The sequence below is a fragment of the Brevibacillus sp. FW306-2-1A-C05A genome, from assembly GCF_058781555.1.
On sequence record NZ_JBYSWV010000078.1, the window covers coordinates 1 to 11,950 of the forward strand.

General features: G+C 52.4%; 10 protein-coding genes and 2 pseudogenes. 5 read left to right on the forward strand and 7 right to left on the reverse strand.

Going from position 1 to position 11,950, the window contains the following annotated elements; all coding sequences use genetic code 11:
- Positions 1-367: 367 nt before the first annotated feature.
- Positions 368-808 (reverse strand): hypothetical protein, encoded by a 441-nt coding sequence (locus AC3WJN_RS24695; protein WP_100228564.1) that lies wholly within the window; start codon positions 806-808, stop codon positions 368-370.
- Positions 809-1,038: 230 nt separating this feature from the next.
- Here AC3WJN_RS24695 and AC3WJN_RS24700 point away from each other — a divergent pair.
- From AC3WJN_RS24700 to AC3WJN_RS24710, 3 genes and pseudogenes are all read left to right on the forward strand, one after another.
- Positions 1,039-1,206 (forward strand): annotated as a pseudogene (locus AC3WJN_RS24700) (IS3 family transposase); the annotation flags it as partial.
- A 43-nt stretch (positions 1,207-1,249) separates the two neighbouring features.
- Positions 1,250-2,140: pseudogene (locus tag AC3WJN_RS24705) on the forward strand (aminotransferase-like domain-containing protein); the annotation flags it as partial.
- 457 nt (positions 2,141-2,597) lie between these two features.
- The gene (locus AC3WJN_RS24710) at positions 2,598-3,557 is read left to right on the forward strand and encodes a carbon-nitrogen hydrolase family protein (protein WP_005834566.1); all 960 of its coding nucleotides are present in this window, start codon (positions 2,598-2,600) and stop codon (positions 3,555-3,557) included.
- 124 nt (positions 3,558-3,681) lie between these two features.
- Here the strand turns inward: AC3WJN_RS24710 and AC3WJN_RS24715 are convergent, their stop codons facing one another.
- From AC3WJN_RS24715 to AC3WJN_RS24730, 4 genes are all read right to left on the reverse strand, one after another.
- Positions 3,682-4,800 carry a YheC/YheD family endospore coat-associated protein gene (locus AC3WJN_RS24715; protein ID WP_327953558.1) on the reverse strand — a complete coding sequence of 373 codons (1,119 nt, stop codon included), beginning with the start codon at positions 4,798-4,800 and terminating at the stop codon, positions 3,682-3,684.
- 59 nt (positions 4,801-4,859) lie between these two features.
- Positions 4,860-5,768: an RluA family pseudouridine synthase gene (locus AC3WJN_RS24720; RefSeq protein WP_007785344.1), complete on the reverse strand. Its 909-nt coding sequence runs from the start codon at positions 5,766-5,768 to the stop codon at positions 4,860-4,862.
- Between the two features lie 29 nt (positions 5,769-5,797).
- Positions 5,798-6,145, reverse strand: coding sequence for a thioredoxin family protein (locus tag AC3WJN_RS24725; protein ID WP_005834571.1), 348 nt, complete (start codon positions 6,143-6,145; stop codon positions 5,798-5,800).
- A gap of 93 nt (positions 6,146-6,238) precedes the next feature.
- Entirely contained in the window at positions 6,239-7,126 is an 888-nt protein-coding gene (locus tag AC3WJN_RS24730; RefSeq protein WP_492329347.1) for a LysR family transcriptional regulator, read from the reverse strand.
- Between the two features lie 116 nt (positions 7,127-7,242).
- Here AC3WJN_RS24730 and leuC point away from each other — a divergent pair, with 116 nt between their 5' ends.
- A complete protein-coding gene (gene leuC, locus AC3WJN_RS24735) occupies positions 7,243-8,673 on the forward strand; it encodes a 3-isopropylmalate dehydratase large subunit (RefSeq protein ID WP_025845610.1) in 1,431 nt (476 codons plus the stop codon).
- Complete coding sequence (gene leuD / locus AC3WJN_RS24740; RefSeq protein WP_005834576.1) at positions 8,670-9,263, forward strand: 3-isopropylmalate dehydratase small subunit; 594 nt, start codon at positions 8,670-8,672, stop codon at positions 9,261-9,263. The genes leuC and leuD overlap by 4 nt, the downstream gene beginning before the upstream one ends.
- 228 nt (positions 9,264-9,491) lie before the next feature.
- Here the strand turns inward: leuD and AC3WJN_RS24745 are convergent, their stop codons facing one another.
- Positions 9,492-10,004 carry a GNAT family N-acetyltransferase gene (locus AC3WJN_RS24745; RefSeq protein ID WP_025845614.1) on the reverse strand — a complete coding sequence of 171 codons (513 nt, stop codon included), beginning with the start codon at positions 10,002-10,004 and terminating at the stop codon, positions 9,492-9,494.
- A 109-nt stretch (positions 10,005-10,113) separates the two neighbouring features.
- On the reverse strand, positions 10,114-11,772 hold the full coding sequence (locus tag AC3WJN_RS24750; RefSeq protein WP_005834580.1) for an AMP-binding protein: 1,659 nt from the start codon (positions 11,770-11,772) through the stop codon (positions 10,114-10,116).
- Between the last annotated feature and the right edge of the window lie 178 nt (positions 11,773-11,950).

An 11,950-nucleotide genomic window follows, 5' to 3' on the forward strand; every position in this document is an offset into this window, starting at 1 on the left:
AAAAAAGCATCGTAGGTGGTCAACTCGAAGATGAGCGTTTGCTCCAAAAATGGTCAACTTTTTGATTAGCATTCACAGATGTTATCCAAATGGATAAGGGTGAAGATACAGCTTGACAAGATAAGGGGGGATGACTCAAATCAAATTTCGGGGCTTGAATATTTGGCACTACTATCTTCAACTATCGAATCCAGTTAACTAACCAAAAGCTGCCGTTAAAACTTAGGCAGCCTTTTCAATTCTTCTGTTATTCTTAGCTTGTTTTTTATTGTATTCAATTTTGTGAGGGAATAATAATTTCTCTCCAGAAACATCTTGATTAATTACGTTAAATAGAAAATTACGAATGATTTAAGTCTCTTTATAATCATCCAACGTAATCCTCAATCTCAAGTAGACAGGAAAGTTCATAAGACTGAATACCATGTACTTCGTTCTCAAAATCCACTTCACATTTCATCGACATTCTTATGGAGCGATCCGTTCTCTCCCCGAATTCCATGTTAGTAACGCAGACTGGACTATGGTAATAGGACAAATAAATTGACGCATCAGGCATAGGAACTTCGTAATCCTCGAAAGCGACGTCGGTAAACTCGTAAGCCTTATTCTCCAAATCCCTCCAACTCCGAACACCTGGCAATTCACGAAAATCAATACTGATCTTTGTATGTATTGGGTTATCTATACATTCATTTCCTTCCAGCTCAAATGGGCTCAAATTTACTTCGATTGAATGATATAACTTCCCATCAAATAAATTTGAGGAGTATTTACCACCAATTGCTACTAGTTTTACAGGTTTCATGACTACCCCCAGCATTTTCACGATTTTTTTGCAGTAATTAGTTTGATTATACATCCAAAAGTTGGATTTTTCATCAGATAAAAAACGCTCACTCTGGCTAAAAAATGAAAGTTTAGCGCAAGGCCGATGCACACTTGTTTAATGAAAAAAGTGGATCAGCTACACTAAATTGGATAGAAAAATAAGGGCTTGGAGAATAAACCTATCATGTTACGGAGCGGAACTCTACAATGCCAAAACAACGACGACGTACCTTTACCTCAGAAACAGAGTTTGTGAATCAGATGAACTCGCAGAATCTCCGTCATCTGGAGCTGGAATTATACGATTACGTGAACTGGTTTAACAAGCATCGCATTCACGAAACCTTAGACTACATGACGCCTGTTCAGTATCGCCAAGAAGCCCTAAAAAAATTGTCTGATTTGCTGTTGACAATCCACCTCTGGAGCACAGCAGGCTCTATATTTAATTGTCCAGTGCTTGCTTCAACCAGGGGATGCAGTTGCGATTGAAGATCCTTCATATTGCTATTCGCTGCCCTTATTTAAATCAGCTGGACTAAGACCCTTTTTGCTGCCTGCTGATAATCATGGGATTAATCCGGATGATATCGTGCAATTGCATAAGCAGCATCGCATAAAAATGGTATTTCTTAACCCCAATTTTCAAAATCCCAATGGGTCGTTACTCGACCTGGAACGTAGAAGAAGGGTACTGGAAATTTCGTCTTACTACGGAATACCGATTATTGAGGATGATCCATATAGTTTAACTGCTTTTGATAAAACACATATTTCAACGTTAAAATCCATGGACCAAAATGGTACCGTTCTCTACGTCAGTTCTCTAAGCAAAATCGTCGCGTCAGGATTGCGAATCGGATGGATTTTTGGCCCACAAACAGTAATTGAACGCTTGGCGGATGCAAAACAACAAATCGATTTTGGACATAGCATTATTCCTGAATGGATCGCAACCCAGTTTTTATCGTCTGAGGATTTCTCGATACATATGCACAAGCTTCGTGACTCACTCGCATTGAATAGAGACAAAATCGTTTTCTCGTTATATGACCAACTTGATGACCAGGTAGAGTTTCTAATACCTGAGGGAGGCATTCATATCTGGTGCAAAGTGAAGGAAGACGTTAGCGAACAACAATTATTTAAGGAGGCAATCAAAAGAGGAGTTGTTTATGTACCTGGAAGTGTGTTCGGGACACAGAAAGGATATGCTCGCTTTACATTCGGCCGAGCTAAGGAAGAACATATACATGAAGCAATTTCTCGCTTTGCAGATGCATTACGTAGTTTCAAAAAAGGCAAATGATATCTCATAAGCAAGGGCTGCCCAAAAGCAGGTTTTCTACTGGCAGGTAGCAGCCATTTTCTTTATCGCTTTGTTGAACAGGTAGGTTGTGATTGCAGTGGATGGTTTAATCGATATAACATTGGATGGTTTGTTTTCATACTTTTTCTTTTATCATAGATAGCAAGTCGGGATTCATTGAGGAGTGATCGTACTTGACTATTTAAGACAAAAAAGAATCCAAGATCAAAATGCTCAAACGACCAGAGGGTGCTCAGCCTGAGTTGTTACTGCATTTCGAATTTGCTAGAAACAACGGTTATTATCTGGAGATTAAAGAAGGATATTGGCGGGCCGAAGCATGGAAGGAGGAAGGGCTCAGGCGAATATTAGCCCATGAAAACGAATGGATGCCATGATTGCAACGCTTTCCCATTATTACTCTGAAAAAATTTAAAAATAAGGGGAACTTACTAAAATGAATAGAAGAGCTATATGTGTAGCAGTTGTCCAATCCGCACCTATTCTTTTTAACAAGCAATCATCCTTGGACAAAATTGTAAGGATGACGAAGGAAGCTGCTGGAAAAGGAGCGAATTTAGTTGTCTTTCCGGAAGTTTTCTTGCCGGGTTATCCGAGAGGGTTATACTTTGGTACACGTGTCGGGAGCCGGAATACCGCTGGACGAAGTGACTGGGAACGATACTGGGAAAATTCGATTGACGTACCTGGCGTAGAAACGGAGCTTCTAGGTGAGCTTGCCAGAGAGACCGGAGTCTATCTAGCTATAGGCGTCGTGGAACGGGATCGGGAATTCAGTAGAGGAACTTTATACAATTCCATTGTGTATATAGGCCCGGACGGGAATGTTCTGGGCAAACACAGAAAACTCGTGCCAACAGGTTCTGAGCGACTGTTATGGGGGCAAGGGGATGGAAGCACGCTAACGGTCATCGATACTCCCTTCGGAAGAATTGGCGGTTTGATTTGCTGGGAAAATTACATGCCGCTTGCTCGAACAGCCATGTACGCTCAAGGGATTGACATCTTTATTACTCCTACGGCAGATGCCCGAGACACCTGGCAGGCCACTATACAGCATATTGCCTGTGAAGGGCGTTGCTTTGTTATTTCCTGCAACCAGTTCGTGACTAAAGATACGTATCCGACAGACTTGGCTTGTTACGATGACATTAGGCAGGACCCCGACATTTTATGCAGAGGGGGCAGCGCCATCGTTGGACCACTTGGGGAATATATTGTGGAACCTCTTTATAATCAGGAAGGCATTCTGATTGCAAATCTGGATCTTTCCTTGGTCACGCAAAGCCGATATGATTTCGATGTGGTAGGCCATTACAGTCGTCCTGATGTATTCCAATTAATCGTCAATCGTCAAAAACAGGACATTGTTCGGGTTTCAAAAATGGATGAGTGACGGCATACTGTTTGGAAAGAATTTTTGGAGATTTCTCCCAAAAACTTCCTACTGCCTCCCCCCACACGCACACCAAACAGCCGATGCTTTCTCAGCTCGGCTGTTTCCTTCTCTTCCGTCTTCCCTACCGACTTGCCACTTTACGCTTCAAAAAAGGCTCCCGTCCTTCGCGCCCCTGCGTTTTTACCAAATAGAGCGCGTACTCCAGCGGCCGCCGGATCGCCTGTCTGTACTGCTCGGTCGCGCCCATCTCGCGAAAAATTTCCCGCGCAGGCTTTGGGTTCACTTCGATCAGCCAGGCGCGTCCATCCACGTCAATCCCGATATCCAGCCCAAACTCGACCATGCGGCCAAAATGTTCCTCCAGCGTCAACGCTGTCTGATAGGCCAGCTCCTCGCAGTCGCGGACAATCCGGGCAGCGTGGTCCTCGCCGAAGCGCGGGCGCAAGAAATTAAACACCGGAACCGCCTTGCCTCCCCCGTGCAGGTTCGAGGTCGCGCTGCGCTCCCCGCCCACACGGATGCCATGCCCGGTGATGCTCCACTCGCCCTGCCCGTTTTTCTGGATCAGCAGCCGCATGTCCACGGCGCGCGATGGCACCAGTTGCAGATGCAGCCCCTGCTGGACGATAAACTTTTCCTGCCTCGTCCAGCGATCGGCCCAGCGCTGGACGGCGGAAATGTCCGTGAAAAAGCTCTGGACCTTCGCCCGCTGCTTGTCGCGTCCCAGCAGCCGATAGCCGCCCCCGCGCTTCTCGATGGAAAAAAGATTGCGCCCGCCCGTCCCGTTCAGCGGCTTGACGTACAGAAACGAATGTTTGCCCAGCATTTGGACGAGGTTTTTTCTGTTATATAACACAGTTTCCGGCAACCAGCGATGCATGCGCGAATCGCGGTGCAGCACTTCGTGGACGCGCCACTTGTTTGCCAATCGATTGTTTGCGTATAAAAAATCGCTGGTGCGGCGAAAAGCGACGTAGTCTTTGAACGCTTGCGTCGGCGTATAGCGGTAGCGGTCGAACACGGCGTCCGGGCGAGGGAACAGGCGTCCTTGCCATTTGCCCTGCGCATCCAGGACGTATCCTCTCACCTGCTTGCCCGAGGCCAGTACATCCTTGGGCGAAAACAAAAAAACGGTGCAGCCCAGTTCTTGTCCTGCCTTGAGCAGTCGCCGGAAATAGGTCGGCTCTGCGAAGCGTTTGCCCTCCCGCCAAGTCAAGATGCCGATTGTGGGTCGTTTCATTCTTCCACCCTCTCTCGTTTCTTCCTTGGCAGTTTATTCAGCAGCGGGGCAAATGGCGCTTAGCGCAGCTTCTTTTCCAAGGCGAGCAGATCGAGCGGAAGCGGCGCGTACGCTTCCACGGCTTCGCCTCCAAACGGATGCGCAAGCGTGAGAACGGCCGCGTGCAGCGCCTGTCTTTTGACCAGATCGCGCTTGCCGCCGTACAGCTCGTCGCCGAGCAGCGGATGGCCGAGATGGCTCATGTGGACGCGAATCTGGTGCGTCCGTCCCGTCTCCAGCCTGCACTCCACCTTTGTCGCGGTCTTGTAGCGCTCCTTGACCTCGTAATGGGTGATCGCGGGGTCGCCGTTTGGAGCCACTCGTCTGCGTGTCGCATGATACCTGTCCTTGCCGATTGGCTCGTTGATCTTTCCGCTGCCCTTGGCCATTTGCCCCGAGACGAAGGCGATATACGTCCGCTTGATTTTGCGTTCGCGCAGCATTTCGTCCAGCAAGGCAGACGCCCAGGCGTGCTTGGCGTACAGCACCACCCCGGACGTATCCTGATCGAGCCTGTGGACGTGGCGCACCTTCGCTTGCAACCCCGTCCGGAAAAAATGCCCCGACACCAGATGATCCAGCGTCAGGTGATGATGCGGCTCGGTTGGATGCAACAGCATGCCCGAAGGCTTGTTTACGATTAACAGATGGTCGTCTTCATACAACACTTGCAGCGACTCGCTGGCAGGCGCAAGCCCCAGCGGCTCCGGCGGACACATTCGCAGGCGAATCTCTTGCCCCTCTCTTACCGGCACATGCTGGGCGACAGGTGCGCCGTCTACGAGCACTTCTTTATGCTGAAACAAAAGATGGACCTGCTTGCGCGGCAACTTCCACACCTCGCGCAGCAGGTTCCCGATCGGGATGGCGTCGTCGTCCGCCTGCAAGCGGGCAACGAGCCATTCTCCTTCCTTTTTCATCGATCGCATGGTCAATCTCCTGCCTTATGTTCGTGCTGTCACGCCTCTGTGAGCCCGCTATTCACCTGAACGGCGCGGTCGAGAAAATGCTCGATCTCCTCGCGGCTTTTTCCGAGCTTGCTGACGAAGCGGATCAGCTCTTTGCCCTGGCTGAACGCGATGAAGCTGGGGATTCCGAACACATCGTATTTCTGCGACAGGTCTGGCAGCGTATCGCGATTGACCGCAACCATGTCCAACTGGTCTTTATACTTTTCTTCGACTTCCGGCATGAACGGATCAATCCGGTGGCAATCCGGGCACCAATCGGTGAAAAACTTCACCACAACGGGCTTGCTGGAAGCAATCGCCTGTTCAAATTCTGCTTCTGTCTTGATTTCTCTCATTTCGGGATCTTCCTTCCTACCTAGAATGATTTGGCAATAGTGTAGCACAAAAAATGCGCGTTTGTCGCACGAGGCCGACACTTCTCCTGTAAGCTACAGGGCACCGCCCTGCTCCACCAAACATCGCACAAACGCTTCTGCCGGGCGAGACAGCGGCTTGTCCTTGCGATAGGCGACGACGAGCGTCCGATACGGCCTTGTCGCAAGCCGCACGTAAACAGGCGGCTCCAGCGTGCCCGGCGCGAGCGTAATCATTTTCGGCGCAAACGACAGCCCCATCCCCGCCGCCACGAGCGACTGGACTGTCTGGATGTTGGTGCTCTCAAACACGATGCGCGGACGGAAGCCAGCCTGCTCGCACAGCCGCAGAGAGATCGTCCTAAAGCCTTGGCCTTCCTTGAGCAAAATAAACGGTTGATCCGCAATCTCCGCCAGGTCTACCTCCTTTTTGCCCGCCAAAGGATGCTGCGGTGGAACCGCGAGAAAAATTTCTTCATTGATGGCCGGGATGATCGCAAGCGAAGGATCGCTGATCGGCATCGTCAGCAGGCTGACATCTATTTTGCCCCGCACGAGCAATTGCTCCAGATGGCTGGACGTTTCCTCCATCAGTTGCAGTTCGACCCCCGGAAACTGCTTGGTAAACGTGGGCAAAACGCGCGGCAGCACATACGCGCCTGTAATCGGCAGGCTGCCTACCAACAGCCGTCCGCTCTCTCCGACCGCATAAGCGCGCATTTCCCGCTCCAGCGCTTCGGACATGTCCACGAGTGTTTGGGCGACCTGCACGAACCGTTGGCCCGCGTCCGTCAGCTCGACGTGCTGGGGCAAACGATGGAACAGGCTAACCCCGAGTATTTTTTCCAGTTTGGCAATCTGCTGGCTAAGCGACGGCTGAGCCAGATGCAGACGGTTGGCTGCCCGCGAAAAGCTGCGTTCCTCCGCAACCGCGAGCACATAGCGAATCTGTCGTAACTCCATAAAAAACCTCCCGATAGGCAAAAGCTATCCTTCTCATAATTATTATATCTTTGAACTATTTCCTTTGCCATGATACAACCTTGTTAAGAGTTTTCGCACGAAGGAGGAAATCATTGATGAAACCCCGCACGATGTTTGAAAAGATTTGGGACAATCACGTGATTCACGAGGAAGCCGGCAAGCCGACCTTGTTGTACATCGACCTGCACCTGGTGCACGAGGTCACTTCCCCGCAGGCGTTTGAAGGACTCCGCCTGGCTGGCCGCAAAGTACGCCGTCCTGAGCTGACTTTTGCCACCATGGACCACAACGTGCCGACAGCGGATCGCTTCAATGTCAAAGACCCGATCTCCCGCCAGCAAATGGAGACGCTGACCGAAAACTGCCGCGAATTTGGCATTACGCTCGCTGACCTGAACAGCCCGGACCAAGGGATCGTCCACGTCATCGGCCCGGAGCTTGGCCTGACCCACCCCGGCAAAACGATCGTGTGCGGCGACAGCCACACTTCTACGCACGGTGCTTTCGGCGCTCTCGCCTTCGGAATCGGAACGAGCGAGGTCGAACACGTTCTCGCGACACAGTGTCTGCCGCAGTTGAAGCCAAAAACGATGGAAGTCCGCGTGAACGGCGAGCTGCCCTTTGGCGTCAGCGCAAAAGACTTAATTTTGGCGATTATCGCAAAATACGGAACTGATTTTGCTACCGGCTATGTCGTGGAATATACGGGCGAAGCCATCCGCAAGCTGACGATGGAAGAGCGCATGACCGTCTGCAACATGACGATCGAGGGTGGCGCACGCGCCGGGCTGATCGCTCCGGACCAGACGACGTTCGACTACCTGAAAGGCAGACGCTACGTTCCGCAAGGCGAAGATTTCCTCGCAGCCGTAGAAGCGTGGAAGCAACTGTGCACCGATGAAGGCGCAACCTACGACACCTGTGTCGAAATCGACGCGGCTACCATCGCGCCGCAAGTGACCTGGGGAACAAGCCCTGGCATGGGCACCAACATTACCAGCACCGTTCCAGACCCCGAGTCTTTTGAAACAGCAGCACAACGCAAAGCGGCTCAAGACGCGCTCGCCTACATGGATTTGGCTCCAGGCACGCCGATGAGCGAAATCAAGATCGACCGCGTCTTCATCGGCTCCTGTACAAATGGTCGGATCGAAGACTTGCGCAAAGCAGCGGAAGTGGCAAAAGGACGCAAAGTCTCCCCTAACGTGCACGCCATGGTCGTACCTGGTTCCCAGGCTGTCAAGCAGTTGGCAGAAGAAGAAGGCTTGCACCTCATCTTCCAGGAAGCCGGCTTTGACTGGCGCGAATCCGGCTGTTCCATGTGCCTCGCGATGAACCCGGATGTCCTGTCGGAAGGAGAGCGCTGCGCTTCTACCTCCAACCGCAACTTCGAAGGCCGCCAGGGCCGCGGCGGACGCACGCACCTGGTCAGCCCGGAAATGGCGGCAGCGGCAGCGATTGCAGGCCACTTCGTAGACGTACGTGAATGGAAAAGAGAGAGCGTAAGCAAGGAGGTATTCCAATGAACCCATTTGTCGTCCATACCGGACTGGTCGCACCATTGGACCGTGTCAACGTAGATACAGACGCCATCATCCCGAAACAGTTCCTCAAGCGCATCGAACGCAGCGGCTTTGGCCAGTTTTTGTTCTACGAATGGCGCTTTGCGGCCGATGGCACGCCGATTGACTCGTTTATTTTGAACACGCCAGCGTACAAAGATTCGACCGTGCTGCTCGCTCGCAACAACTTCGGCTGCGGCTCGTCGCGCGAGCACGCTCCCTGGGCCTTGCTGGACTACGGCTTCCGCTGTGTGATCGCTCCGTCGTTTGCGGACATTTTTTACAACAACTGCTTCAAAAACGGCATCCTGCCGATCAAGCTCAGCGAAGAACAGGTAGATGAACTGTTCCAGCGCGCGCAAAGCCGCGAAAATTACGAGCTGACCATTGACCTTGAGGAGCAGGTAGTGCGCGACAGCGAAGGTCTGTCCTACCCGTTCGAGGTCGATCCGTATCGCCGCTACTGCCTACTGAACGGCCTCGACGATATCGGCATCACGTTGCAGTACGAAGACAAAATCGCCGCTTACGAGGCAAGCCGTCAAGCTCGTTAAGCTGGCCCACGAAAAAAAGTCCGTCTCATAGCGAAGCGAAGGCATGCAAGCTGTTCATGCCTTCGCTTTTTTGCTTGGATCCGCTGTTTTCCCCCGATGGGGCACCAAGGTCGGACGGAGGTTCGCATCCCCCCGCCTCCACCAACCGATGGGGGGAGACTGTCACATGCACGGGGCCATGCGACCCGCGTGGCCGCTTCGGTGTGCCGTCATCACGTACGGCAACTGTCAATCGTGCAACAGCATGTACATATGCGTCTCGTCGACGTAGCGCTCCCCTGTTTTCAACGCCCGTTTTTCCAAGCCGTACGGCAAAAAGCCCATTTTTTCGTAAAAGCGCACCGCGCCGGGGTTTGTCGTGACAACGGCAAGCTGTACCTGGTCGATGTCGCCCCGCTGTCTCAAATAGGCCAGCTCTTCTTGCATCAGCGCGGCCGCAACACCTGTTCCGCGATGCGCTTCGCGGACGTACATGGATACGACGGAAGCTTTGTGTCTCGCTTTCAGTCCGCGGTGCCGGAAATAGCCGATGATGCCCGCCAGCTCGCCCCCGACAAAAGCGCCGAAATAGCCGCTGTCGCCCTCAGGCCCCTGGGAAAGCCGTTCCTGCCATTCGGCCATCGGGCGCTTGATTTCCTCTTCATAGGTGGCGCCGAACGCGTCCGGGTCGGTTTGCAGCCCTTCCAGCCTTACTTTGACGAACGCTTCTGTATCCTCTGGTCCCAATCGTCGAACTTCCATCTTTTGCTTCCCCTCTCCTAGCATTTCCACTCATCATAGTAAAGAGTTGCTAGGTTGTAAAGGATTGCCACAACAAAACGCCAGGAAAATATCCTGGCGCTTCGTTTGCTTACGCTAGCTCGGTCTGGGCGGGATCTGTGAGGCCAAACGTCGCCAGCGCCTGTTCACGCAGCTTGAATTTTTGAATTTTGCCGGACGCCGTCATCGGGTATTCGTCCACAAACTGAATGTAGCGCGGCGTCTTGAAGCGGGCGATTTTTCCTTCGCAGTATGCCAGCACTTCCTCCTCGGTCAATGTCTCTCCCGGCTTGACGCGGATGCAGGCCAGCACCTGCTCGCCGTATTTGGCATCCGGCACGCCGACGATCTGGACGTCTAATATTTTCGGATGAGTGTACAAAAACTCCTCGACTTCGCGCGGGTAGATGTTTTCGCCGCCGCGAATAATCATGTCCTTCAGCCTGCCTGTAATCCGGTAATACCCTTCCTCGTCTACGGTCGCCAAGTCTCCGGTATGCAGCCAGCCCTCCTCGTCGATCGCCTTTGCCGTCTGGTCCGGCATGTTGTAGTAGCCTTTCATCACCAAATACCCGCGCGTGCACAGTTCGCCCTGTACACCAGGGGGGACAATCTCTCCCGTGGCAGGGTTGATGATTTTCGCCTCGACCCCTTCGTGCAGCCGGCCGACGGTCGATACCTTGCGCTCGATGGAATCCTCCGGCCGCGTCTGGGTGATGACAGGCGAAGACTCGGTCTGTCCGTAGGCGATCGTAATGTCGCGAATGCCCATTTTGTCCACGACTTTTTTCATCACCTCGATCGGGCACAAGGACCCGGCCATAATGCCCGTGCGCAGCGAGCTGAGGTCGCGCTGTTCAAAAGTCGGATGGTTCAGCTCCGCGATGAACATCGTTGGCACCCCGTACAGCGCCGTGCAGCGCTCGGCTTCGACAATCGACAGCACCAGCCCCGGATCAAAGGCGATGACCGGAACCATCGTCGCTCCCGTCGCAACGCAGGCGAGCGTGCCCATCACGCAGCCGAAGCAGTGGAAAAACGGCACCGGGATGCAGACGCGATCGTCTACCCCGAGTCCCTGGCATTCCGCGACCTTGATCGCGTTGTTGACGATGTTGACGTGGGACAGCATGACGCCTTTCGGAAAGCCTGTCGTACCGGATGTGTACTGCATGTTGATGACGTCATCGAAAGACAGCGACTCCTGGCGCAAACGCTGTTCTTCCTCGCTGACCAGCTCGGCTCGCTCCAACAAGTCTTTCCATAAAAACATGCCGGGCTGGCGCTCTTCGCCCAAGTAGACGACATTTCGCAAGTTCGGCAACCGCTTGGACACGAGAGCTCCGGGCTCGCACGTCGCAAGCTCCGGACAAATTTCCCGGATCATCTCCAGGTAGTTGGCGTCGCGATAGCCGTCGATCAAAAGCAATGTCGTCGACTCCGACTGGCGCAGCAAATATTCCAGCTCGTGAACGCGATAGCTCGTGTTGACCGTCACCAGCACCCCGCCCATCTTGGCCGTCGCAAATTGCGAAATGACCCACTCCGGTACATTGGTGGCCCAGATGGCGATGTTTTCGCCTTTTTGAATCCCGAGCGACATGAAGCCTCGTGCCGCCCGGTTGCACACCTCCTGAAACTGGGCGAACGAATAGCGGAGCGATCGCTCCTGATAGACCAACGCTTCCTTGTCCCGATACAGTCTGGCTGCCTCATCCAGCAAGTTGCCAATCGTAATCATTCGCAGCATACAAGCACCTCCAAAACATTCAGACTATTCCATCTTTATTAACTAGGATTCGTTCCTTCCCATCATATTCCTCCCACTATAAAGTAATGTTTTCTCCTGTGTTCTCGCTCATTCTCTGTTTTTTAACTTTGACATCTTAAAGCTCTTGTCGGAAGATTGAAGGAGATACAAATATTTC